General features: G+C 72.2%; 23 protein-coding genes. 8 read left to right on the top strand and 15 right to left on the bottom strand.

Annotated elements, in window-relative coordinates:
* The first annotated feature begins 62 nt into the window (after positions 1–62).
* Together ACIRQH_RS13365 and ACIRQH_RS13360 are read left to right on the top strand one after the other, a co-directional pair.
* A complete protein-coding gene (locus ACIRQH_RS13365) occupies positions 63–1,172 on the top strand; it encodes an NlpC/P60 family protein (RefSeq protein ID WP_388874998.1) in 1,110 nt (369 codons plus the stop codon).
* A 427-nt stretch (positions 1,173–1,599) separates the two neighbouring features.
* A complete protein-coding gene (locus ACIRQH_RS13360) occupies positions 1,600–2,931 on the top strand; it encodes a PP2C family protein-serine/threonine phosphatase (RefSeq protein WP_404225800.1) in 1,332 nt (443 codons plus the stop codon).
* Between the two features lie 332 nt (positions 2,932–3,263).
* Here ACIRQH_RS13360 and ACIRQH_RS13355 read toward each other — a convergent pair whose 3' ends face one another.
* The 7 genes from ACIRQH_RS13355 to ACIRQH_RS13325 form a co-directional block, all read right to left on the bottom strand.
* Positions 3,264–3,602 carry a DUF2516 family protein gene (locus ACIRQH_RS13355; protein ID WP_358821632.1) on the bottom strand — a complete coding sequence of 113 codons (339 nt, stop codon included), beginning with the start codon at positions 3,600–3,602 and terminating at the stop codon, positions 3,264–3,266.
* Between the two features lie 114 nt (positions 3,603–3,716).
* Positions 3,717–4,307 carry a hypothetical protein gene (locus ACIRQH_RS13350; protein WP_358821597.1) on the bottom strand — a complete coding sequence of 197 codons (591 nt, stop codon included), beginning with the start codon at positions 4,305–4,307 and terminating at the stop codon, positions 3,717–3,719.
* Between the two features lie 61 nt (positions 4,308–4,368).
* Positions 4,369–4,899 (bottom strand): helix-turn-helix domain-containing protein, encoded by a 531-nt coding sequence (locus ACIRQH_RS13345; RefSeq protein WP_404225798.1) that lies wholly within the window; start codon positions 4,897–4,899, stop codon positions 4,369–4,371.
* A 230-nt stretch (positions 4,900–5,129) separates the two neighbouring features.
* Positions 5,130–6,059, bottom strand: a complete 930-nt coding sequence (locus ACIRQH_RS13340; RefSeq protein WP_358821982.1) for an RNA polymerase sigma-70 factor — start codon at positions 6,057–6,059, stop codon at positions 5,130–5,132.
* The gene (locus ACIRQH_RS13335) at positions 6,056–6,994 is read right to left on the bottom strand and encodes an NAD(P)-dependent oxidoreductase (protein WP_358821984.1); all 939 of its coding nucleotides are present in this window, start codon (positions 6,992–6,994) and stop codon (positions 6,056–6,058) included. The genes ACIRQH_RS13340 and ACIRQH_RS13335 overlap by 4 nt, the downstream gene beginning before the upstream one ends.
* A 194-nt stretch (positions 6,995–7,188) precedes the next feature.
* The gene (locus tag ACIRQH_RS13330; RefSeq protein ID WP_404225795.1) at positions 7,189–7,737 is read right to left on the bottom strand and encodes a GNAT family N-acetyltransferase; all 549 of its coding nucleotides are present in this window, start codon (positions 7,735–7,737) and stop codon (positions 7,189–7,191) included.
* Positions 7,738–7,858: 121 nt separating this feature from the next.
* Complete coding sequence (locus ACIRQH_RS13325; protein WP_358821980.1) at positions 7,859–8,698, bottom strand: NAD(P)H-binding protein; 840 nt, start codon at positions 8,696–8,698, stop codon at positions 7,859–7,861.
* Positions 8,699–8,802: 104 nt separating this feature from the next.
* Here ACIRQH_RS13325 and ACIRQH_RS13320 point away from each other — a divergent pair, with 104 nt between their 5' ends.
* The 3 genes from ACIRQH_RS13320 (at position 8,803) to ACIRQH_RS13310 (ending at position 11,694) form a co-directional block, all read left to right on the top strand.
* Complete coding sequence (locus ACIRQH_RS13320) at positions 8,803–9,690, top strand: sigma-70 family RNA polymerase sigma factor (protein ID WP_404225793.1); 888 nt, start codon at positions 8,803–8,805, stop codon at positions 9,688–9,690.
* A gap of 481 nt (positions 9,691–10,171) precedes the next feature.
* Complete coding sequence (locus ACIRQH_RS13315) at positions 10,172–11,026, top strand: nitroreductase/quinone reductase family protein (RefSeq protein ID WP_404225791.1); 855 nt, start codon at positions 10,172–10,174, stop codon at positions 11,024–11,026.
* Positions 11,023–11,694 carry an SDR family NAD(P)-dependent oxidoreductase gene (locus tag ACIRQH_RS13310; RefSeq protein ID WP_358821977.1) on the top strand — a complete coding sequence of 224 codons (672 nt, stop codon included), beginning with the start codon at positions 11,023–11,025 and terminating at the stop codon, positions 11,692–11,694. The genes ACIRQH_RS13315 and ACIRQH_RS13310 overlap by 4 nt, the downstream gene beginning before the upstream one ends.
* A 40-nt stretch (positions 11,695–11,734) precedes the next feature.
* Here the strand turns inward: ACIRQH_RS13310 and ACIRQH_RS13305 are convergent, their stop codons facing one another.
* Positions 11,735–13,831 (bottom strand): HelD family protein, encoded by a 2,097-nt coding sequence (locus ACIRQH_RS13305; RefSeq protein ID WP_404225788.1) that lies wholly within the window; start codon positions 13,829–13,831, stop codon positions 11,735–11,737.
* Between the two features lie 97 nt (positions 13,832–13,928).
* Positions 13,929–14,558: a TetR family transcriptional regulator gene (locus ACIRQH_RS13300; RefSeq protein WP_358821975.1), complete on the bottom strand. Its 630-nt coding sequence runs from the start codon at positions 14,556–14,558 to the stop codon at positions 13,929–13,931.
* 139 nt (positions 14,559–14,697) lie between these two features.
* Between ACIRQH_RS13300 and ACIRQH_RS13295 the strand changes: the two genes are divergently transcribed.
* A complete protein-coding gene (locus ACIRQH_RS13295) occupies positions 14,698–15,681 on the top strand; it encodes a zinc-binding dehydrogenase (RefSeq protein ID WP_388875014.1) in 984 nt (327 codons plus the stop codon).
* 28 nt (positions 15,682–15,709) lie between these two features.
* On the opposite strand, the gene ACIRQH_RS13290 is transcribed toward ACIRQH_RS13295, so the two are convergent.
* The 3 genes from ACIRQH_RS13290 to ACIRQH_RS13280 form a co-directional block, all read right to left on the bottom strand.
* A complete protein-coding gene (locus tag ACIRQH_RS13290) occupies positions 15,710–16,786 on the bottom strand; it encodes a phosphotransferase (RefSeq protein ID WP_404225786.1) in 1,077 nt (358 codons plus the stop codon).
* A 300-nt stretch (positions 16,787–17,086) separates the two neighbouring features.
* Complete coding sequence (locus ACIRQH_RS13285; protein WP_388875019.1) at positions 17,087–17,824, bottom strand: HAD family hydrolase; 738 nt, start codon at positions 17,822–17,824, stop codon at positions 17,087–17,089.
* Positions 17,824–18,705 (bottom strand): winged helix-turn-helix domain-containing protein, encoded by an 882-nt coding sequence (locus ACIRQH_RS13280; RefSeq protein WP_388930550.1) that lies wholly within the window; start codon positions 18,703–18,705, stop codon positions 17,824–17,826. Before ACIRQH_RS13280 ends, ACIRQH_RS13285 begins: the two co-directional genes overlap by 1 nt.
* A 175-nt stretch (positions 18,706–18,880) precedes the next feature.
* Between ACIRQH_RS13280 and ACIRQH_RS13275 the strand changes: the two genes are divergently transcribed.
* On the top strand, positions 18,881–19,069 hold the full coding sequence (locus ACIRQH_RS13275; RefSeq protein ID WP_358821970.1) for a hypothetical protein: 189 nt from the start codon (positions 18,881–18,883) through the stop codon (positions 19,067–19,069).
* Between the two features lie 27 nt (positions 19,070–19,096).
* Here ACIRQH_RS13275 and ACIRQH_RS13270 read toward each other — a convergent pair whose 3' ends face one another.
* Complete coding sequence (locus ACIRQH_RS13270; protein WP_358821969.1) at positions 19,097–20,005, bottom strand: GntR family transcriptional regulator; 909 nt, start codon at positions 20,003–20,005, stop codon at positions 19,097–19,099.
* A 213-nt stretch (positions 20,006–20,218) separates the two neighbouring features.
* On the opposite strand from ACIRQH_RS13270, the gene ACIRQH_RS13265 reads away from it, so the two are divergent.
* Positions 20,219–20,404: a hypothetical protein gene (locus ACIRQH_RS13265; RefSeq protein WP_081218099.1), complete on the top strand. Its 186-nt coding sequence runs from the start codon at positions 20,219–20,221 to the stop codon at positions 20,402–20,404.
* A gap of 209 nt (positions 20,405–20,613) precedes the next feature.
* Here the strand turns inward: ACIRQH_RS13265 and ACIRQH_RS13260 are convergent, their stop codons facing one another.
* The gene (locus tag ACIRQH_RS13260; RefSeq protein WP_404225782.1) at positions 20,614–21,888 is read right to left on the bottom strand and encodes a GNAT family N-acetyltransferase; all 1,275 of its coding nucleotides are present in this window, start codon (positions 21,886–21,888) and stop codon (positions 20,614–20,616) included.
* A gap of 349 nt (positions 21,889–22,237) precedes the next feature.
* Positions 22,238–23,209, bottom strand: a complete 972-nt coding sequence (locus ACIRQH_RS13255; RefSeq protein ID WP_388875134.1) for an asparaginase — start codon at positions 23,207–23,209, stop codon at positions 22,238–22,240.
* Positions 23,210–23,382 lie beyond the last annotated feature (173 nt).

The following is a 23,382-nucleotide window of genomic DNA, read 5'->3' as shown; positions in this document are numbered from 1 at the left end:
CATGGCACGATCCCCGAGGCGTCCGGAAGTTACTGACGGTAAATCAGGTAGGGGGCGGAGCAATGGGATCCGGCAAGCGGAGCCTGACGACGGCGACCCTGTTCCTGGCCTGCGCATGTGCCTGCGCAGTGCTGGCGACACCAGGAGTGGCGTACGCGAGCCCGGCACCGAAACCGACGTCCACCCGGACCCCGACGCCCACGCCGACTCCGACCGCGACACCAAAGCCGGTGAGCACCAAGGAGCTTGAGGCGGTCCGCCTGAAGCTCGACGAGCTCTACCACGACGCGGCGGTCGCCACCGACGCGTACAACGCGGCGGAGGAGAAGGCCGACAAGCAGTCGGCCGAGATCGTCGACCTGGCCCGGGAGATCGTCAAGGGCCAGGCCAAGCTGGACGAGTTGAAGGACCGCGCGGGCGCCGCGGCCCGCGCGCAGTACCGCGGCGGCAGCCTGCCTCCCGAGGCCCGGCTGTGGCTGAGCGACAACCCGCAGGGCTTCCTGGACGGCGCCGGCCGCGTGCGGGCGGGCGAGCACGCGACCAAGGGGCTGCTGGACGAGATGGCGCGCACCCAGCAGGACCTGAAGCAGTACGAGAAGGACGCCTCGGCGCAGTGGAAGAAGCTGGAGGCCAACCGCGAGGCCAGGGCCGAGGCCAAGAAGAAGATCACGAAGCGGATCGCCGCCGCCGAGCAGCTGGAGTCCCAGCTGGAGAAGAAGGAGAAGGAGCGGCTGGCGAAGCTGGAGGAGCAGGCGGCGTACCAGGCACAGTCGGTCTGGCTCAGTTCCGGCGTCCTCGCGGACATCAAGAGCGAGGCGTCCGCGGAGGGCAAGAAGGCCGTGAAGTACGCGACGGACCAGATCGGCAAGCCATACGTGTGGGGCGCCGAGGGACCGGGCTCGTTCGACTGCTCGGGGCTCACCTCGCAGGCCTGGGCCACCGCCGGCCACCCGATCCCCCGCACCTCGCAGGAGCAGTGGAAGCAGCTCAAGCACGTGGCCGTCGAGGACATGCGCCCCGGCGACCTCGTCATCTACTTCGACGACGCCAGCCACGTCGGGATGTACATAGGCGACGGCGCCATCGTGCACGCCCCCCGGCCCGGCCGGAACGTGACCATCACGGGGGCCGGTTCGATGCAGATCCTGGGCGTCGTACGACCGGACGCCTAGGGCGGCGAGACCGCGCACCCGAGCAACCCGGTGCCACGGCGACCCCCGGTGCCGCTGCGGGTGGCGACCCGACGGGGCGGGGCGCATCGCGCGTGACGCAGCGCACGTGACCGGCCGCACCCGGCGACCGCGCGCCGTCGCCGCGCACACGGCCCGTCACGCACGCCGGTCGCGAGTGACCCACCGCACGTGACCCACCGCACCGTTGCCCCGGCCCCCCGTCCCCGGGGACGTGACCTTCGTCATCCCTGACGGGACCGCGTCCTGTCCAAATGCGGTACGGGATGCGGCATATGACGCTGGCCCTTCGCCGTACGCCGTGCCGTACGCCATTCCGTTGCGGCACCGACGGGCGCTATGGTCCCCGTCGGTGGGTCGAGGTCCTTCGCCCCACCACGCCCTCGGGGGGAGGGAAGGAACCCAGACGATGCCCGTACCCGTACCGCGGCAGAGAGCGATCCCGGCCGTGGAAAGTGGTCAGGCTCAAGCCGTGTTCTCACCCGGCGGCCCATCCGGAGACCCAACCGGCGGCCTCGCCGGTACAGCACCGGCACCTCGTGCCGCCACGGCCCCGGCCGACAGCACCACCAACCTGACCCTCCTGGTCATCGAGGACGACCCGGCGGGTGCCCTCGGGGTGCCCGAAATGCTCGACGCGGCCGGCAGGCCGATCCGGATCCGCACCGCCCGCAACCTCACCGAGGCCGAGCGGCTGCTCACCCATGACGTCCACTGCATCCTGCTCGACCTCGCGCTGCCCGCGCCGGGCCGCGCGACGGACGTCGCGGACGAGCTGGCGACCCTCAAGCACGTCCTGGAGCTCGCGCCCCGGCACGCCGTCCTCGCGCTCACCGCGTCCGGCGACACCGAGACCGGCGCGGAGGCCGTCCGGGTCGGCGCGCAGGACTACCTCTTCCGTGACGAGCTGGACGGTCGGCTGCTGAGCCGCGCGATCCGGTACGCGGTGGAGCGGAAACGTTCCGACAAGGCCGAGCGACGACTCACGGAGTCCCGGCTGCGCGCCCAGGAGAACGCCCGGCTGGAGCGCGGCCTGCTGCCGACTCCGCTGCTGGAGGGCTCCTCGCTGCGGTTCGCCGCGCGCTACCGCCCGGGCCGTTCCCGCGCGCTGCTCGGCGGCGACTTCTACGACACCGTGCGCACGGCCGACGGCACGGTGCACGCCATGATCGGCGACGTCTGCGGGCACGGGCCCGACGAGGCGGCGCTCGGCGTGGAACTGCGTATCGCCTGGCGCGCGCTGACCTTCGCGGGCCTGTGCGGTGACGAACTGCTCTCGACGCTCCAGCAGGTTCTGGAGCACGAGCGCGAGAGCGACGAGATCTTCGCGACGCTGTGCACGGTGGACATCGCGCCGGACGGCCGCCGCGCCGGGCTCTGCCTGGCCGGTCACCCGTCGCCGCTGATCGCCCGCCCGGGCCGGCCCGCGGAGCTGCTGCCGTACGAGAACAACGGCCCGGCGCTCGGTCTGCTGCCGAACGCCCGCTGGCCGCGCATGCAGGTGGAACTGGGCGCGGCGTGGAGCCTGATGCTCTACACCGACGGTCTGATCGAGGGCCACACCGGCGTCGGCAACGAACGCCTGGGCCAGGACGGCATGGTGGACATGGTCCGCCGACAGCTCGCGCAGGGCCTTGAAGGCGAGGAGTTGCTGCGCGCCGCGGTGAGCGAGGTGCGCGAGCTCAACGGCGGGGAGCTGGCGGACGACGTGGCCGTCCTGCTGCTCGACCGGAAGCCGTAGCGGCCGCGTCGCGCGGCGGGGGTTGCTGCGTCGCCCTCCGCCGCGGGGCGGGGCACAACGGGTTGAGGTCCGACGGCCCGACACCGTATGGACGGCCCGGACGGCCTGGACAGGACGGGCCGATCCGAACGGCCGCCGATGTGCGCCAGCGAGGCATGAGGGGCGGCAAAAGGGGTTCTACCGGCCGCCCGTGTGCGGCTGCGATACCTGGGCGCCCTACCGGCCCCCCGCGTGCGGCAGCGGGCCGCGCGGGTCTGCCGGCCGCCGGTGAGTGGCGTCGAGGCGCGAGGGTCCGCCGGCCGCCGGTGTCCGGCGGCGGGGCATCCGAGGCTCTAGCGGCCGCCGTTGTAGGGGCCGTACGGGCCGTCGCTGCTGCTTCCGCCGCGGCGGCCACGGCCTCCTCCGGAGACCTGGCGCAGGGCGGGACGGACGTCGACGAAGAAGACGATCGTGGCGATCAGGCCCGCGATCTGCAGGAACAGCATCGGAACCAGCAGGTTCACGGCAACCGTGATGCCCAGGATGATCAGCCAGAACATCTTGTTCTGCTTCTCGGCGGCGCGATAGGCGTCGTCGCGGGCGACCACGGCCATCACCAGCGCCACCACGGCGAGCACCAGCATGGCTGTGAAGATCAGCCACATGAGGCCGCCGAATGCCGTCATCAGCACAATGCCCACCGCCCGGGTCTAGTCGTCTTGTCGCCACCGTACCCGCAGAACGGGCCGGGAACTCCGAGAGTGCCCGGCCCGTCCGAGGACGGGCCGGGCACGGAAGCCGCTCGCCTACTTGGCGGGCGGAGTGGTCTTCTTGGCGACCGGCTTGCGGGCCGCGGGGGCCTTCTTCGCCGGGGCCTTCTTGGCGGGCGCGGCCTCGGCCACGACCACCGGCTTCGGCTGCGTCTTGATCTCGCCGGGCTCGGCGTTCGGCTCCACCGCGATGGCGAAGTCCTCGATCTCCTCGGCGGCCTCACCGCGCCAGGTGCGCACGGTCAGCTCGCCGTGCTCGGCGACCTTCTCGTACGTCTCCCGGGCCTTGACGGCGTACTCGGCGGCGACGCCGACTCCGCGCAGGGCGAAGTCCTGGGCGGACTCACCGAGCTTCTTCAGGTCGGTGTCGAGGGAGTTGATGAACTCCGTCACCTTCGTCTGCAGGTTCTCCTGCGCCTCCTTGGCGCGGGCGGAGGCCTTCTCCTGCACGGCGTTCGGGTCGATGTTCTTCACGGTGTCGATGTGCGCCGGAGCGTCGGTGCGGATCTGCTCCACCAGGCCGGGGACCTTCTTCGCCTGCTGCACGGCGAGGTCGGCGGTGCCGGCCAGGAAGTAGAGCGGGGTCGGGTCGGTGGCGGCCTTGCGGATGTCGTCGGTGATGGCCATGACGGTGGTCCTCCCGTGAATCGCTGTCAGCTGAGGGTTTTTGTGGTCCGCACGCAGGTGGTCAACTGGCGTTCTGCTGCGGACCGGCATCGTTGCCGTCGGCCGTGCGGGGGCCGCGGACGGCGGTGTCCTGTGCAGGCTGGGCGCCCGGTATGTCCTGAGCCGCGGGCACGCCGGAGCCGGGGTCCTCGTCGGTCCCTGGCACCTCGGTGACGTGAGCGGTCTCGTCCGCCGGCGTGATCTCGAATCCGTTCTCCTTGCGGAAGGACTCGTAGATCTGGAGCAGCACCTGCTTCTGCCGCTCATTCAGCGTGGGATCGGCGAGGAGGACGGCACGCGTCTCCACCTCGTCCCGGTCCCGTTCGGCGTCGAGGATCCCGGCCCGCACGTACAGCGTCTCGGCGGAGATGCGCAGGGCCTTGGCGACCTGCTGGAGCACCTCCGCGCTCGGCTTGCGCAGCCCGCGCTCGATCTGGCTCAGATACGGATTGGACACCCCGGCGGCATCGGCGAGCTGCCGCAGGGACAGCTGCGCGGTGCGCCGCTGTTCCCGCAGATACTCACCAAGATTGCCGACGTTGAGCGATGCCATGGCTCCACCTTGCCGCATCCCCGCTAACTTTTGCAAGCAGCCGCTTGCAAAAGTGTGCCACGGCACGGTGGGCGCGTCCGGTGGCCGCCCTTCAGCCCACGAGTGCTCCGGAGGCGGGCCGCCGAAACATCGGCGGCCCGCCTCGATGAGACCCGTGAGGCGGTGGGCCGCCGCGTGGCCGGTCCCCTCCGACCCCGATCAGGGCTGAACGGCCCATCGCCCCTCTCTCCTCACCCCCGCGGCGGCCACCCCTCGTCTCCCCCCGCCTCGGCGGCGAGGGCCCAGACGTCCGCCAACGGGCCCATGTGGGTGAGCTTGTCGGGGTTCATGACCGAGCGGATCGTCACGACGCGCCCGTCGAGGGTCTCGAGCGACCAGATGCCGACGACCCTGCCGTCCCGGTCGCGCAGGACCGCCCCCGGCAGGCCGTTCACCTCGTGCTGCCGCAGCGTGACCCCGACCCGGTCGAACCCCGGGGCGAACGCGGCCAGAAGCCGGGCCACGTTGTCGGCGCCGAAGACGCCGCCCACCAGTTGCGGCGCCTTGCCGCCCCCGTCGCCGACCAACTGCGCGTCACCGGCGAGCAGTTCCCGCAGCCCGTCGACGTCGCCCTCCCGGAACGCGTCGAAGAAGCGCCCGGCGAGTTCCTCGCGCGCCCTGCGGTCCACCTCGAAGCGGGGCCGGCCCGCGTCCATGTGGCGGCGCGCCCGTACCGCGAGCTGACGGCAGGCCGCGTCCGAGCGCCCGACTGCCGTGGCGATGTCTGCGAACCCGAACCCGAAGACCTCGCGCAGCACGAAGACAGCACGTTCGAGCGGGCTCAGCCGCTCCAGCAGGAGCAGCGCGGCCATCGACAGCGAGTCGGCCAGTTCCGCCGACCGCTCCGGATCCTCGTACGGGTCGTCCAGGAGGGGCTCCGGGAACCAGGGTCCGACGTACTCCTCGCGCTTGACCCGGGCCGAACGCAGGACGTCGATCGAGATCCGGGTGACCACGGCGGCGAGGTAGGCCCGGACCGACCGGGGCTGTGTCGTGGAGGCCGCCCAGCGCAGCCAGGTCTCCTGGACCGCGTCCTCGGCCTCGGCCACGCTGCCGAGGATCCGGTAGGCGATCGCGAAGAGCAGGGGCCTCAGTTCCTCGAACTCCTCGGTGCGGGTCACGTCAGCGCTTCCTCGAACCCGGTCCGCCACGAGGGGTGGCCGGGCTGCCAGCCGAGCTCGCGCCTGGCCTTGGCGTTGGAGAAGCCGCGGCCCTCGGTCATCATCACGACGGCCTGGTCCCCGGCGAGCACCCGCGCCAGCCACACGGGGATCCGCATCGGCCGCTTCGCCCCCGCGCACGCGGCCAGGTGCGGCAGCCACGCGGAGGCCGGGGCGGGGTCGTCGTCGACGACGTTGAACACACCCGTCACCCGCTGCTCCACCGCGAGGACGGTGGCGCTCGCCGCGTCGTCGAGGTGCACCCAGGAACTGTGCCCGGTCCCCCGTCCGACCAGCGGGAACTGCCGCCTGCGCACCAGCTCGACCTGGTCGTCGGTGGCGCCGGGGCCGTAGAACGCGCCGTAGCGCAGGACCGCGCCGCCGGCCTTGAGGACGACGTCCTCGACGTGGCGCATCGCGAGCATGCCGCCGTGGGCCGCCGTCCCCTCCATGAGGTCCAGGGGGTCGTCCTCCGTCTTCACCCAGCCGCCCTCGCGGATGCCGTTCCAGCTCGCGTAGCCCTGGGCGACGACGTGGGAGACACCGGCCGCCTCGGCCGCGGCCAGCAGATGGTCCGTCCCCTCGGTGCGCAGCCGGTTGGTGGTGGCGAACCACCGGTCCGGATGCTTGATGTCGGGCTTGCCCGCGTGGGCCACGGAGATCGCGGTCATCTGGTGGACGATCGTGTCGGGCCGGGCACCCGCCACCGCCTCGCCCACCGACACCGCGTCCAGCCCGTCCATCACGACGCCGTCCGCACCGAGTCGCTGCAGCAGACCCAGTTTGGCCGCGCTCGTCGTCGTAGCCGTCACCTGGTGACCACGGGCGACGAGCTGCGGCACCAGCCGCTGCCCCAGAACCCCGGTCCCGCCCGCCACGAACACCCGCATGACCATCACCTTCCTGAATTCCACGACCTGCTCTCGTCTCTGGGACGAGACAGCCCCCGGCATCCGTGACATGCCGCGGGCGGGGACGGGCGTGGCGGGGTGTGCGTACCCGTGGAAAGCCGTGCAATGTGCACCGTGCAATGTGCGGCACTCCGCACGGGGGTACCGCTGGTCGGCGCGGCTGCGACCGTACGGGCTTCTCAGCGGCCGGCGGCCCACTCCTCGCGCAGGAGGCCGAACTCGACGCTGTCGTACCAGGCGTCCCCCACCCGGACGCTCGACCGGCGGCGCCCCTCCTCGACGAAGCCGGCCCGGCGGAAAGCGCGCATGGCGCGTTCGTTGCCGCTCCAGGTGTCCAGCTCGACGCGGTGCAGACGGCAGGCCCCGAAGAGGTGGCCCACCAGGAGACTCAGCGCCTCCGAGCCGTAGCCGCCGCCCCAGCGATCGCGCTCCCCGATCGTGATGCCCACCGTCGCCCGCCCGGCGAACGGGTCCAGGTCGCGGTAGTCGGCCATGCCGATCGCCCGGCCGTCGGCCAGGTCCTCCACGGTGAACGTCAGCTCGCTGCTCGGGTTGTCCCGCAGCCGGGCCTCGTGGAAGGTGGCCATGGCTTCCCGGCTGACGGGTCCGAAATAGGGGTTGTCGCCGGTGGCCCAGTGGACGACCTCCGGGTCGTTGCGCCACCGGAAGTGAGCGTCGAGGTCCTCGGCGCTCAGCGCCCGCAGCCGTACCAGTCTGCCGTCGATCATGCGGCGATCATAAAGAGCCGTGTGGCGCTGTCCAGCGGGTTTTCCGGCCCCGGGCGCCGGGCCCCGGCCAGCCCTCGGCCGGCGCACCCCCGGGGGTGCACGCCCTCGCCCGCCCGCACCGCTAGCCCAGCTGCTCGGCCAGGAAGTCCTCCCAGGTCCGCCTGCCGGTGTCGGCGCCGGCGAGCGTGAGGTTGTCGCCCGCACGGTAGGCGCGTCCCGCCTTGCCCGGGATGCGGACCGGCAGCAGCGGGCGGCGGCGCCTGCCGCGGGCCAGGGCGTAGCCGTCGGCGAGTTCGGCGAGCGCGTAGACCCTTGGTCCCGCGAGGTCGGGGACCAGGCCGGACGGGCTGCCGAGGGTGAGTTCCGTGAGGCGGGCCGCCACGTCGCGGGCGTCCACCGGCTGGAGCCGCAGCCCGCCCGGCGCCGGGAACACCGGCAGTCTGGCCATCCCGGCGACCATTTTCAGGGTCAGTTCGTTGAACTGCGCCGCCCGCAGCGTCGTCCACGGCAGCCCCGATCCGGCGACCGCGCGCTCGGCCTCCCGCTTGGACCGCAGCCAGGCGAGCGGAACACGGTCGGCACCGATGACGGAGACGTACACGAAGTGCCGTACGTCCGCGGCCTGCGCGGCGCGGACCAGATTGCGGGTCGCGAGGTCGTCGCCCTTGGGTCCGCCCGCGAGGTGCAGGACCGTGCCGACGCCGTCCAACGCGGCCTCGATGTCCTCGCCCTCGGCCTGGAGAAGATCGACGGCCACGTACGCGACGCCGTCGACGGTCTCGCGGCGGTGCCGGCTCAGCACGCGCACCCGGTGTCCGGCCTCCCGCAGGAGCGGGACGACCAGGCTCCCGAGGGTGCCGGTGCCGCCGGTGACGAGGATCGTCGACGGGGTGGTGGGGGCCTTGTCGGAGGCGGCGGCCGGGGTGGGCAGGCCGGTCGGGTTCGCCGGGTCGGTCGTCATGTCTGCTCCCAGGGTGTGGGGGCCGGGGTCCGAAAACCCGGGCCCCGTCAGCGGGTTCCGGTGTTCCATTGCCCTGACACCCGGGACGAAGGGAATGTGACACGGTGAGCGAGATCGCGTGGTCGGCCGACCTTTTCGAGGAGCAGCGGCCGCGTCTGCGGGCGGTCGCCCACCGGATGCTGGGCTCCCTGAGCGAGGCGGACGACGCCGTCCAGGAGGCATGGCTGCGGGCCTCCCGCGCCGACACCGGCGCCGTGGAGAACCTCGCCGGCTGGCTGACGACGATCGTGGCGCGGGTGTGCCTCAACATGCTGCGCGCGCGGGAACGACGCCACGAGGAGCCCTTCGACGTACGGGTCGCCGACCGGCCCACCGCCCCCGGGACCGGTGCCGACCCCGAGGAGGAGGCGGTGCTGGCCGACTCCGTCGGGGTGGCCCTGCTGGTCGTCCTCGACACCCTCGCCCCGCCCGAACGGCTCGCGTTCGTGCTGCACGACCTGTTCGCCGTGCCGTTCGACGAGATCGCCCCGCTCCTCGACCGTTCCCCGGCCGCCGTACGGCAGCTCGCGAGCCGGGCCCGCCGCCGGGTGAAGGGCGCTTCACCGCTGCCGGAGGGTGAGCTGGCCCGGCGGCGCGGTGTCGTCGAGGCGTTCCTGGCCGCCACCCGCGGCGGCGACTTCGAGGCACTGGTCGCCCTGCTGCACCCCGACGTCGTCCTGCACGCCGACCGCTCCGTCGTCCCGACCCCCGAACCGGTCCTCGTCAGCGGGGCCGCCGCGGTCGCGAAGGGCGCGATGGCCGCCACGGGCCGGGCCCGCTTCACCGGACCCGCCCTCCTCGACGGCACGGTCGGGCTCGTGATGGCTCCCTTCGGCCGGCTCGGCCTGGTCCTCGGCTTCGCCATCACGGAGGACGGACTCATCACCGAGATCAGGGTCGTCGCGGAACCGGACGACCTGCGCCGCGTCGAGGTCGCCGCGCTCGACGGCTGAATTCCCCGTACGTCCACCGCGCCACCGCTCTCCCCTTTTCCGACGGATCGAACACCACCGCCGGAAAAGGGGATGGAAACGGGTATTGCCTTTTCGCGTGCGGAGGCAATACGGTTGCGCCCATGACTGCCGGGTCGGCCTTGTGCCGTGAGCGAGTTGGGTGCCCGGCCTCCGAGTGAGGCCGGCGCGGGCCAGAGGCCCGCCTCCCGCATTTCCCCTTTCCCCAGTGGCTTCCGCCGCGCCCCGCGTGAGACGCGCGCCGCGCCGAGCCTCTGATCTCGTACGACGCCGTGCCCGACAGGGCTGCCCGCCTTCCTGGCGGTCCCGTACCTGTCCGGAAGCGCGTACGCGTGCCCCCTGCGCCCCTCGCGCGAATACGCGATCCCGCACGCGGGCCCTTCTCACCGTCGCCACCGCGGACGGCCGGAACCCATTCCGTCCGCGGTAATTCGCCCTGCCCGAAACCAAAAGAAAGCCGAGAATGCCCAACCCTTTCAACCAGCAGGTCATCGATGAATTCCGGGCCCGAGGCGGGCGCGTCGACGGTCCTTTCGAGGGGGCTCGGCTGATTCTGCTGACGACCCTCGGGGCACGGACCGGGACCCCGCACACGACTCCCCTCGGCTACTACCACGACGGCGGCGAGCGGGTGCTCGTCATCGGGTCGGCCGGGGGCGCGCCCCGCGACCCGGACTGGTTCCGCAACCTCCTCGCGAACCCGCGGGTGACCGTCGAGGACGGGGTGTTCACCTACGAGGCGCAGGCCACCGTCCTCGGACGCGCCGAGCGGGACCAGGTCTTCGCCCGCGCGGTGCAGGCCGATCCGGGCTGGGCGGACTACCAGGCGAAAACGGACCGCGTCATCCCCGTCGTCGCCCTGCGCGCGCTCCCCAAGGACGGGCCGCCCGACCTCGGCGGCCGCTCCCTGGGCGCGTATCTGAAGGCCGTCCACGACGCCTTCCGGCATGAACTCGCCCTGATCCGGCGGGAGGTGGCGGACCAAGGCACGGCGACCGTCGGCGCCCAGCTCCGCGTCAACTGCCTGACCCTCTGCCAGGGCCTGCACAACCACCACACCGGCGAGGACCTCGGCATCTTCCCCCTCCTCGCCGGCCGCGGGCCCGGGACCGCACCCCTCCTGGAGCGACTGCGCCGCGAACACGCGCGGATCGCCGAACTGCTGGAGGAACTGCGCGGCGCCGTCGCTCCCGGGCAGACGGACCCGGCCCGCGTACGCTCCGAGGTGGACCGCCTCACCGGCGAACTCGAAGCCCATCTGACCTATGAGGAAGAGCAGTTGATCCCACTCCTGGACAGCGCCGGAGCGCCCTCGTGATCGCGCTCGTCACCGGAGCGAACCGCGGAATCGGCCGCGAGCTCGCCCGCCGGCTGAGCGCCGAGGGCCACACCGTCTACCTGACGGCCCGGTCCGCCAAGGCGGCCGCCGACGCCGCCGAGGCCGTCGGCGGACGGGACGTCCGCCCGCTCCGCCTCGACGTCACCTCCGACGAGGACGTCACGGCGGCGGCCCGGGAGATCGGCGCCCTCGACGTGCTGATCAACAACGCGGCGATCACGTACGACACCTGGCAGCGCGCGACGAGCGCCGACCTGGACGTCGTGCGCGAGGCGGCCGAGACCAATCTGTACGGGCCCTGGCGGCTGACCCGGGCGCTGCTCCCGCAGTTGCGCGCGAGCGCGCACCCGCGCGTCGTGAACGTCTCCAGCGAGGCGGCGTCCCTCACCAGCATGGGCGGCGGGACCCCCGCCTACTCGGCGTCGAAGGTGGCGCTGAATGCCCTGACCAGGATGTTCGCGGCCGAACTGCGTTCCGACGGGATCCTGGTGAACGCGGTCTGCCCGGGCTGGGTCGCCACCGACATGGGCGGTGCGGGCGGCCGTCCCGTCGAGGAGGGAGCCGCGAGCGTCCTCTGGGCGGCCACTCTCCCCGACGACGGCCCCACCGGCGGCTTCTTCCGCGACGGACGGCCGTTGCCCTGGTGAGACGGCCGGAGCAGCACGGCGTCCGGCGCCGCGATCGGCGTCACCAGGGCAGTGGACGGGTGTGCACCACGTCGAGCCGCGAGACCGCCCGGGTCAGCACGACGTAGAGCCGGTGCGGTCCGCGCTCCTCCGCCTCGGCGATCGCGGCCGGTTCCACGGCCACGACATGGTCGTACTCCAGTCCCTTGGTGAGGCTAGCGGGCACCACCGCGATCCGGGCGCCGGGTTCGTCGGGACCGGCCGCACCGATCCCCGCCGCGCCGAGCGCCTCCCGCACGCCGACGACGTCCGGGTCGGCGGCGATCACACCGATCGATCCCTCGTGCGCGAGCGCGCCGCGCACGGCCTCGACGGTCCCGGTCAGCAGGTCGGGGGCCGGCAGGATCCTCAACTCTCCGTCCCTGCGCAGGGATCGGGCGGGCGGTACGTCCACACCGAGCTGTTCCAGCACCTGGTTGGCGAGCCGGACGACGGCCTGGGGGACCCGGAAGCCGACCGTCAGCGGCACGACGACGGCATCCGGTTTGCCGAGGTGGCCGAGGAGTTCGCCCCAGTCCCGCGCGGCCCAGGGAGTGGTGCCCTGCGCGAGGTCGCCGAGCACGGTCAGCGATCCGAAGGAGGCCCGCCGGGCGATCGCCCGGCACTCCATCGGCGACAGGTCCTGCGCCTCGTCGACGACCAAGTGGCCGTATCCCTGGGGGTGTTCGACGAGCCCGGCGATCTCGTCGAGGAGGACGAGATCGGCGGCGGACCACCGCGCGGACTTCCACGAGCGCGGTGGCTTCACCCACAGCAGCGCCTTCCGCTCCTCGGCGTCGAGAACACCGCCGGCGGCCCGCTCCAGCACGTCCGCGTCGGTGAGCAGCCGGGCGAGCAGTTCCTCGGGGCGCACCCTGGGCCACACCGCGTCGACGTACGCGCTGACGGGCCGGGCCCGCGAGATCCGCTGCGCCCAGGCGCTCGACTGCGGCCCGGCCCGCAGTTCGGCCTGGGCCCGCACATGGTGCACGACCCGGGTGCGCACCCGCTCCCGCCCGACGGCGTACGGCGGTTCCTCGGCGCGCACGCCGTCCACGATGCGCCGCAGCACCCCGACCGGGACCCGCCAGCGGTACGTACCGTCCGGCACGGCGAGGGAGTCGGCCGGTACGCCGACGTGGCCGTACAGCGCCCTGCGCAGCACCTCGGCCATCCGGGCGTCGTGCTTGACGACCGCGGTGCGCGGCTCGTCCTCGCCGGTCACGGGGCGGTCCGCGATCTCCTCCCCGATCGTCGACTGCCGCACACCGGTCTCGCCGAGGGCGGGCAGCACCTCCGCGATGTACGACAGGAACGTGCGGTTGGGGCCGAGGATCAGCAGCCCGCCACGGCGGATGCGCTGGGGATGCGTGTAGAGGAGGTACGCGGCCCGGTGCAGGCCGACGGCCGTCTTGCCGGTGCCCGGGGCGCCCTGCACGCAGACGGAGGACGCGAGATCACCGCGTACCAGCTCGTCCTGTTCGGGCTGGATGGTGGCGGCGATGTCCCGCATGGGGCCGACGCGGGGGCGCTCGATCTCCCCGGCGAGGATGCGGCTGCCGCCGAGCACGCCCTCGTCGGCGCCGTCTCCTCGGCCGTCCGGCCGCCCCGCTCCGATGGGCTCGTCCTCCAGGCCGGTGAGGTCGGCGGAGTCGCCGCGGCTGCCCGGGGCCCAGCCGAAGCGGCGGCGGACGGCGACGCCCTGCGGGTCGCGGGTGCTCGCCTGGTAGAAGGCCCGCGAGACGGGGGCGCGCCAGTCGACGACGAGGGGCGGGGTGGCGGGCCGTTCGCTGATCCGGAGCCGCCCGATGTGGTAGCTCTGCCCGGCGTGGTCGCCGGCCTCGGTGTCCGCGTCCTCGAAGTCCAGCCTTCCGAAGAACAGCGGACCCTCGGGCAGTTCCCGCAACGCCTTCGCCTGGCGGCGCAGCACGTACCCGAGCACCTCGGCGTCCGCGCCGGAGGCGGAGACGTCCTCGCCGGTGACGACCTGTTCCTCGGCTCCGTCGACCATCGCGGCGAGGGCGGCGCGACAGGAGTCGTGGAAGGCGCGCTCACGGTCGAGGGAGCGGGCGAGCGGGGCGTCGTGGGCACGCCCGGGGGCGGAGTCGGGTGGCGTCATTCCATCCAGCGTAACCGAATAACGTAACCGAGTAACATTTTTTACCGAGACATGCCTGGTGGACGCTCCGCGACCCGGTGGGGGCGCCCCGCTCTCCTCAGGCGAGTTCCGGAAGTGCCGCCGCCAGCCGTCCGAAACTCCGCTCCGCGGCGGTCACGGCGTCCGGGCGCACCGCGTCCACCGGCTCGCCGTCCGCGATCCGCCGCCAGTTCTCCAGGGCGAGAATCCGGCGTACGGCGGTGATCTGCCCGGCGGCGAGCCGCGCTTCGAGCCCGCCGCCCAGGGGTTCGGCGAGCACGGCGGCGAGCGAGGCCTCGGACCGCTCCAGGTAGCCGCCGAGGCGCGCCACCAGCGCGGGTGTCCCGTAGAGCAGCCGGTGGAAGGCGAGCACTGCGGGGTGCGCGTTGAGACCGGTGGCGGGGTCCTCGCTCCGCAGCCCGTCCAGGAAGTGCTCGCGCAGGGCGTCGATGGCGGACCGCCCGTCCGCCCGGCCCTCCTCGACCACCCGCGCCGCCTCCGTCTCGTGGTCGGCGAAGCGGTGCAGGACGAGGTCCTCCTTGGTGGAGAAGTACCGGAAGAGCGTCGGCTTGGAGATCTCGGCGGCGGCCGCGACCTCGGCGACGGACACGGCGTCGAACCCCTTCTCCAGGAAGAGGCCGATCGCGGTCTCGGAGACCTCCTGGTACATGCGCTGCTTCTTGCGTTCACGCAGTCCGGTGTCGCTCATGGCCCCGAGCGTACGCATCGCCGGAGGCCCGCACGCACCCCGCGATCCGGGCGCTTGACCTCAACCGGGCTTGAGGTCGAAGACTGATCGCGAGGGGCACCCCCTCACCGACGTCCGCGATCACGCCGAGGAGCGACTGATGCGAGCAGTACAGGTGAAGGAGTTCGGCGGTCCCGATGTGCTCGTCACGGTCGACGTCCCGGATCCGGTGCCGGAGGCCGGTGAGGTCCTCATCGATGTGGCGTACTCCGACACGATCTTCGTGGAGACCCAGATCCGGGCCGGCTGGGGCGGCGAGTTCTTCGAGGTGGCACCTCCGTACGTACCGGGCGGCGGGGTCTCGGGGGTGGTGAGCGCGCTCGGCCCCGAGGTCCCGGACGAGTGGCTCGGCCGCCGGGTGACGGCGTTCGTGGAGGGCAGCTACGCCGAACGGGCCGTGGCACCGGTCACGGCCCTGGCCGTCGTGCCGGACGTCCTGGACCTCTCGTCCGCCGCCGCCCTCGTCCACGACGGCGTCACGGCGGCCGGCCTGCTCGAACTGACCGGCCTCGGCGCCACGGACCGCGTCCTGATCCTCGGCGCCTCCGGAGGCATGGGCACCTTGCTCGTCCAACTGGCCCACGCCCGCGGGGCACGGGTGGTCGGAGTCGCCCGGGGTGCCGAGAAGCTCGCGCTGGTACGGGAGTTGGGCGCCGACGCGGTCGTCGACGTGACCCTTCCGGACTGGACGGACGCCGCGCGCACGGCTCTCGGCGGAGGCGCCGGGGGCCGGCCGGAGGCCGCGGACCTCGTCCTCGACGGAGTGGGCGGCGAACTCGGCCTGGCCGCGTTCGCGTTGACGGCGGACGGCGGACGCTTCTCCGCCCACGGGGCACCGTCGGGCGACTTCTCCCCCGTCGACCCGGCCGAGGCCCGCCGCCGCGCCATCACCCTCTTCGGCATCACGGACGTCCAGTTCGCCCCCGCCGACCTGCACCGCCACAGCAGGGCCGCCCTGACGGAGGCGGCAGCGGGCCGTCTGCGCCCGGTGATCGGCGAGGTGTTCCCCCTGGACCGCGCGGCCGAGGCCCACGCGGCGGTGGAGGGACGGGGGATGGTGGGGAAGGTGGTGCTGGGGGTGTGAGGGGGCGGGTGCGCTTCCCCACGCCGATTCAGGCGTTCCTGCACCACTTCTCGAGCGCGAGGGCAATGCCTGCCGTGCTTGGCATCCTCTCGATCTCCAGCGGTCCCTCCGCGGCGATCAGCACCTTCTCGATCCTGCGGCCCGCGCGGACAAGCGGCTCGCGGTCGGTCACCGGTCCGGGGTCCAGCGTCAGGGCCGTCCGGATGACGTCGGTGAACACGGACTGGGCGCGCTTGTAGGCGAGCAGTTTCGGCAGGTCGTCCGCGTACCCGGCCGAACTGCCAGGCGCGACCCCGTCGACGGCCTCGCGCCACCGCCGCACCACGTGCCGCTCCTGGTCCGCCGGGTAGCGCATCAGGTAGAGGTGCGTGGCCAGGTCGTACAGGGGGTCGCCGAACATCGCCAGCTCCCAGTCGATCGTCCAGAGCCGGTTCTCGGCGTCGACCACGAAGTTCTCGCGGTGGAGATCGGCGTGCAGCAGGCAGAAAGGGCGCCCGGTCAGGTCCGCCAACCGCTTGCGGAGCTTCTCGAAGGAGTCGTCGTCGAGCCCGAGGTCACCGAAGAGGCCCGCGAAGCGGGGCCGGTTCTGCCGGTACACCCGCTCCTGCGTGAACAGGACCAGCCGTTCCAGGAAGCCCGAGCTGTCCGCCTCGGGCGCGCGGTCCGCGGGTTCGCAGGTGCGCTCGGCGGTCAGAGAGCCGGGACGGACGGCTGCCAACTGACGGAACAGAGAGATGACTTGCCGGACGAGTGACTCGGGGACCTCGGTGCCGGACCCGTACAACCGGCCCAGCGTGTGTCCTTCGACGAACCGCTGGAGGCGGGTGGAACCGGCTTCGATCAGCTCGGGGATGCCCTCGATCCGCCCTGCGAGGGACCGCAGGAGCTGCTCCTCGGAGGCGAAGCACCGCCGGTCGAACCACAGCAGATCGGGGCGCGGCTCCCGGCACTTCCAGCGGACCTGCCCTGCCGCCTCGGTCCCACCCGGCAGGGGAAAGACGTACGTCTCGTGGTGGTAGCCGTGGAGCGGTCCCTCGACCGCGTCCGCGTCGCCACTCACCGCGACGGCTCGCAGCAACGCCGGGGAAGCCGTTCGGGCTGGCATTGACCGTTCTCTCACGTGAGACCGCAACCAATGAGGAAGGAGGGGAGCACGGTACTCCCCCATGAGTGCGCATGGTGCCAGAAGGTTTCTTCCGATCGCCTCACTCCTTTCCCTGAACGGATGGCCTCCCCTTCACCCGTAAGCGGGCACTGAACAGGCAGGACTCCTGGCGCCGGCACCGGCCACCGCCCTTCGAGGTTCACACGGTCGGGTTGGCCGCGCACCGGCTCCCATGCCGCCGTTCCGGCGGGCGCGACCCCGGACGAGTACCCGATGACGCGCACGTATCGCACCCGCCCTTCAAATCTGACCGCGCAGAATCCGCAGCACGGTCTCCAGGGAGGTCACCACGTCCTCGGCTCCCGCGTCGCGCAGCAGCTTCTCCGTGCGCTCGTTGCGCGCGTAGCCGAGGAAGGGGACTCCGGCGCGCTGGGCCGCGTAGAGGTCGGACGGGGCGTCGCCGATCATGAGCGCCGTGGAGGGAGCGGCGCCCAGGGCGTTCAGAGCCCGGTTGAGGCAGTGCGGGTCGGGCTTGAGGTGGTGCAGGTCATGGGTGCGGCCGTAGATGTTGGGGGTGAAGCACTCGGTCAGGCCGCGGCTCGTCAGATAACGCGAGGCGGTCTGCGGGGAGTTGTTCGTGGTGATCGCGAGGCGGGCGCCGACGGCGCTCCAGGTCCGGATCACCGGGTCGGCGTACGCGGTGGGCCAGGCGGAGACCACCGCCTTCAGCTCCTGCTGGGTGAACCGCGCCTCCAGCTCGGTCACCAGATCGCTGTGCGGGCGCCGCCGGTTGACCGCGTGCAGCACCACCATCGGATCGGGGTGTACCCGCTCCTCCGCGGTCAGCAGCCCGCGCATCCCCTGCCGTTCGAGCCACTCGACCAGATCCTGGGCCACCCGCTCCGCCGAATGGCCCGCGAACAGCCGGCAGACGGGCCCGTCGAAGTCGAAGAGCACGAAGCGGGCGCGGGTGATCGCATCCCTGAGCTTCGCCGTCCGTGTCGCCGTCGCTTCGGCCTGCGCCGTTTCAGAAGTCACTAGGAGAGTTTCAGGTCCGTGGTGATGGTTTCCCAGAGGGCGTCGAACCACTTCTGCGATTCCTCCACGAACGCGGCGTCCCGCCGGCCGGCCTGCTTCTCGAAGGAGAAGAGGAGGGATGTGGCGCCGATGGTGTCGTACATGTCCAGGACCTCGCTCTCCACGGTCTCCTCGCGCCTGGCGATCATGTAGTACGCGATCAGCGCCTCGGACTCGTTGAGCAGATACAGCTTCACCGGCGGGGTGAACGGCAGCGCGCGGAAGGTCACGCGGACGTCGATGCCGTGCGAGGAGCGCAGGGACTGGAGGTTGTGCCGCAGCACCTGCCCCTGGGCGTTGCGCTGGCCCAGCCACCGCTTGTGGACGGCGTCGTCGTCCTCGCCCTGTCCGGGGACCGGCACCGGGAACGCCAGCGTGATGTCCCGGGAGGGCAGCAGGATGCGCACGTCGATGGACTGCGGGCGGAGCCTGCCGTCGTGGATCTGCCGGACGGGCTCACTGATCGCCATCATCAGGGTCTCCGCCGTCAGACAGGCCGCGTCGATCCGCACGTGAGGTACGGAGAACGCGTCGGTGAGCCGGGGCGCCAGCGCCACCATCGTCGGCTGCGGCCCGTCCCGGGTGGGAGCGACGTCGGCGATGCGCGGCGGGCTGCCCTTGCTGACGTTGCTGAGGAGGCCGTCCGTCTGGAGCATGCCGAGGGCCTGGCGGACGGTGCCGCGTTCCACACCGAACTCGTCGGCCAGCTCCGCCTGGGTGGGCAGGCGGTCACCCGCCTTGAGCTCACCGGTCCGTATGCGCTCCCGGAGGGTGTCGGCGATCTGCTGCGGCGAGAGCCTTCTGCTGTCGTTCACGGCCACGTTCTCCTGAGTCACGACCAAACGCTACAACTGCCGTCCATCTACGGGCAGTTGTTTGAAAGTTGTTTATGACTAGGCGCCAAGTGGGGACAACTTAACCATAGTTGGTAACCAACATGGCCAAGTTGGCGGAAGTTTTGCCTCCCCATCGTGGCCGGTCCCCTGCCGGCCCTCCAGCACCGCAGGAGGAACCACCATGCCCGTCATCGCCCTCCTCGCCGCCGTCTTCGTCGTCGGCTTCGAGCAGCTCGTCCAGTGGCAGTACGGTCCGTCCGGCATCGTCGGACTGCTGCTGCTCGCCATCGGCATCAAGGCCAAGAGCCCCACGTGCAGCTCCATCGGGGCGGTCGTGCTCGCCCTGATGGTCTCGGGGCCGGCCCTGTGAACTGCGCGACACCGCATCCGGGAGGCCTCAGCCCGAGAGCACAAGCTCCGAGCTGATGGTCTCCCACAGCGCGTTGAACCACAGGTGGGACTGCTCCACGAACGTCGTGTCCCGCAGTCCCGCCCCCTGCGCGAAGGGGAAGAGCGTGGAGCGGGTGCCCTGGACGTCGTACATCTCCAGCTGCTCATGGTCGATCTCCTCCTCACGCCGGGCGAGCGTGTAGTACGCGAAGAGCGCCTCGGTGCCGTTGAGCAGGTACAGCTTCACGGGCGGGGTGAAGGGCAGTGCCCGGAAGGTGACCTCGACGTCGATGCCGTGCGTGGACCTCAGGGCCAGCAGGTTGTGCCGCAGCACCTGCCCCTGCGCGTTGCGGTTGGCGAGCCAGTTGCGCTGGAGCCGGCCGTCGGAGCGGGCGTCGACGGGTGCCGGGAAGGCCAGGTCGATGTCACTGCTCGGAAGCAGCACACGGACGTCCACCCTGGCCGGATTCATGCGTCCGGCGTGAATCTGACGCAAGGGCTCGCCCATGGCGAGGGTCAGCGATATCGCCGTGAGACACAGTGCGTCGATCTCCACGTGAGGGGCGGCGAACGCGGCCGTCACGCGCGCGCCGAGCGCCACCGTGGTCGGCTGCGGCACGGCTTCCGGGCCTGTCAGAACCCTCTCGGGAGGCTCCGCGACGGTCGCCGGGCTCCCCTTGGACACATTGACGAGCAGTTGCTCCGACTGCAGGATGCGCAGCGCCTGGCGCACCGCGCCGCGCTCGACGCCGAACTCGTCGGCCAGCCTGGCCTGGGTGGGCATGCGCTCACCGGCCCGCAGCTGACCGGACCTGATCCGGCTGCGCAGCTCGTCGGCCACCTCGCGGTGAGACCTGGGCGGCCGCGGCGACCCGTTCCGCCCGTTGACGGCGATATGTTCCGGCTCCACGACCAAACACTACAACTTCCCGCCATCTTTGGGCAGTTGTCGGATAGGTGGTTATGAGTCGTCCCAACATGGAGATAACTAGGAGTGAGTTGGTCACCAACTTGCACAACATGGTCAAGCTTCCCGGGGGTTGGCCGCCTGAGCATCGCCCGCGGATCGGGTGACGAGGCGGACGGTCCTCAACGGGGTTCGCCTCCCCGTCCCGAAGGAGGGACCGTCATGCCGCTCATCGCCCTCGCCGTCGCCGCCCTCGCCATCGGATTCGAGCAGCTCATCCAGTGGAAGTACGGACCGATGGGCATCATCGCGTTCGTCGCGCTGTCCGTCGGCCTCAAGGCCAAGAACACCATGATCAGCGGCATCGGGGCGGTGATCCTCGTGATGCTGCTCGCCCAGTCCGGCTGACGGACGCCTGCCGTCCGTCGGCCCGGCCGACCGGTCTCTCCTCCGGAGGGGAGCCGGGAGCCCGGTCGGTCCGCACCACCGCACCACCGCACCACCGCACCACCAGAAAAACAACCACAACTGAATCGCTACGGATCAAGAGATCAGAGCTCACGGGAAACAGCCCGGCACCCGCATGGAAGGGGAACTGACGGACCGAAAACGGTAGTTCAGAAGATGTCCGGGCACCACGGTCGCCTGGACGTCCGCAGCAGGGCGTCGGCTACGGAGGCGGCGCCCTCTTGCCGTTCCCGGACCCGGCCGAGCGCCACGAGCCGCTCCGCGGAGTCGTCACCGAGCCAGAGGGTGGCCAGCTCGGCGACCGGGACGGTGAGTTGAGCGTCCTCCGTGGTCGGGGCGCAGGTCGCGGTCCCGTCCGCGGCGGCTTGCAGCCGGTAGCGGCCACCCGCCGGCCCGCTCTCGTCCGTCACCTCCAGGACGAGCGTCCCGGCAGCCCCGTACGTCCGTACCTCCAGGGCCCGTACGACGTCCAGGATGCGTACCCACAGCCAGTCCGACTGGGTCGTGATGCGCGCGGCCCGCGGGTCCGGCAGGAACTGCGGCACCAGGTCGTCGGGGGCGCGCCCACCCGTCTTGACCCGGGCGATCCAGTCGACCGAGCAGAGGTACCGCCACAGGGCGCGTTCCGCCGCCGGCGTCACCGCGATCAGCCAGTTCACCGTCGCGGTGTTCTGCGGCTGGTTGGAGTCGTCCCAGTGGTCGTCGGACTCGTAGGAGACCAGGCCCTCGATCTCGCCGGACGCCGAGCGGTACGCGGCGTAGAAGGGTTCCTTCCAGGGGTCGCCGCCGAGCCTCAGGACACCGGTGTTGATCTGCCACCAGCGGTCGTCGCGGTTGATGGCGCCGGGCCGGCCGCGGCGGAAGCGTTCGTGCACCCCGGGTCCGTCGCGGCGCACGTCCTCGGCGTCCACGAGGTCGACGCGGCCGCCGTCGCCTGGGCCCGCCCAGCGGGGGTCGAGGCCCGTGCGCGCGACGTCGATGGTCCACTCGGCGGTGGTGGTGACGGGGCCGAAGCCGTAGCGGCCGTAGATCGGGTACTCGGCGGCGATGAGCGTCGCGACGACGTCGCCGCGCTCCCTCGCCGCCGCCAGGTCGGCCTCCATCATGCGGGTGAGGAGGCCGCGGCGGCGGTGGGTGGGCGAGACCGTGACGCTGGAGATCGCGTCCGCGGGGACGGTGGCGCCGCCCACCACGGTGAGCTCCTGGGGGAACGAGCGGAACGTCGCCACGCAGCGGTCCCCGTCGTACGCGCCCAGGGTGCGCGGCAGGACAAGTCCCGCGCCCCGCGCCTCGGTCTCCTCCTTGGACACCGTCGGCGGGCGCAGGAACCCCGTGTTCAGCGCGCGCAGCCAGTCCGGGATGTCGGGGGGTGCGAGGGGGCGGACCATGAGGGGGGTGGGGGCGGTGCCGTCGTGCGGGGTCATGGGGCCACGCTAGGCGCCTGTCGGCGGGGTGTCGCGGGGGTTTCCGCCGCCGGCACCCCTGCCGAGGGGCCTCGTTGGTGTCCGGGGCGCGTCCCCCGACGCCCGCCCTCCCAGGTGGTTGTTCCGACGCACCCCGGTGCGGGCCGGTCGCGCAGTTCCCCGCGCCCCTGAACACCACCCGGCGCTCCCCGGGCTTCGCCCCCAACCCCTGCCCCAGGCCGCCGGTCCAGCGCCCGCCCGGTGGGGTCGATCTCGCGGCACTCCCGGGGCTTCGCCCCCAACCCTGCTGCGCGCGGCCGTGGGGGCTTGTCGCTCCGTGCCCCGCGACCCCCGCGGGGATCTCCGTTCCTCAGAACGTGGCCCTTATCTCGCCCACTTCCCTGCCTCCGCCCAGCAAGGGGGCCCTGCCTATCTTCTGGAGGATCGGGGACGTCACGTTCAGGAGGGTCAGGGCGCGGGCGAGGACGGGGCCGAGGGCTCGGGTGGAGCCGTCGTCGATCTTGAAGGCCAGGGCGCGGCCGTCCGGTAGGGCGACCGCCTGGACCGCTTCGGCGCCCATCTTGGACAGCGCGCCCGGGATCTCCCGCATCAGCCAGGTGTCGGGACGCCGGGTGCCCGCGACGTACTCGGGGTGGGCTCGCATGGCGTCGGCGACACGGCGTTCCGCGGAGCCGGGGGCGGCGAGGACGAAGTGGCGGAAGGCGCGGGCCAGGCCGGTGAGGCCGATGGCCATCAGGGGCGCCCCGCAGCCGTCCGTACCGACCGCCGCGACCGGCTCCCCCGCGGCCTCCTCGACCACCGTGTGAATCAGCTGCTGGAGCGGGTGCCCGGGATCGAGGTACGACTCGGTGGGCCACCCTCGCTGGGCACAGACCGCGAGCATCGCCGTGTGCTTGCCGGAGCAGTTCATGGTGACCCGGTCCCGTACGGCACCGGCGGCGAGGTACGTCTCCGCCTCGACGGCGTCCAGCGGCAGGTCGGGCGGGCACTGGAGCTGGTCGCCGGTCAGCCCGTTCTCGATGAGCATCTTCCGCACCAGGTCGCGGTGGAAGATCTCCCCGGAATGGCTGGCGGCGGCGAGGGCGAGGCGCTCCCCGGACAGGTCGAGGCCGGCGCGCAGGACGCCCGCCGCCTGCATGGGCTTGTTCGAGGAGCGGGGGAAGACGGGTGCCGTCACATCGCCGAGCGCCAGCTCGACCGACCCGTCGGCGGCCAGCAGGACCAGGCTGCCGCGATGGTGGCCCTCGACGAAACCGGAGCGTACGACCTCGGCGAGGACCGGCGGAGAACCGGCGGGGGTCCCGGCCGCCGGGGCGGACATGCCGTCCGGGGTGGAGGGGCCTTCGGGCGTGCGGGGCGTGGCGGGCATCGGCGGTGACCTTCCGGGAAGGGACCCGCCCGGAGGGCGTCACCCGGGTCGTACCCGGGACCGCGCCCGCCGCCGCGGAGCGAAGCCGCCTCCAGGTTCCGGCGTGCCTCTCGGCCCCGGGATCG

Origin of the sequence: Streptomyces sp. NPDC102279, from assembly GCF_044766365.1 — a bacterium.
Lineage (GTDB): Bacteria > Actinomycetota > Actinomycetes > Streptomycetales > Streptomycetaceae > Streptomyces.
Note: the sequence above shows the minus strand (reverse complement) of the source record. Positions and strands in the feature narration are given on the sequence as shown.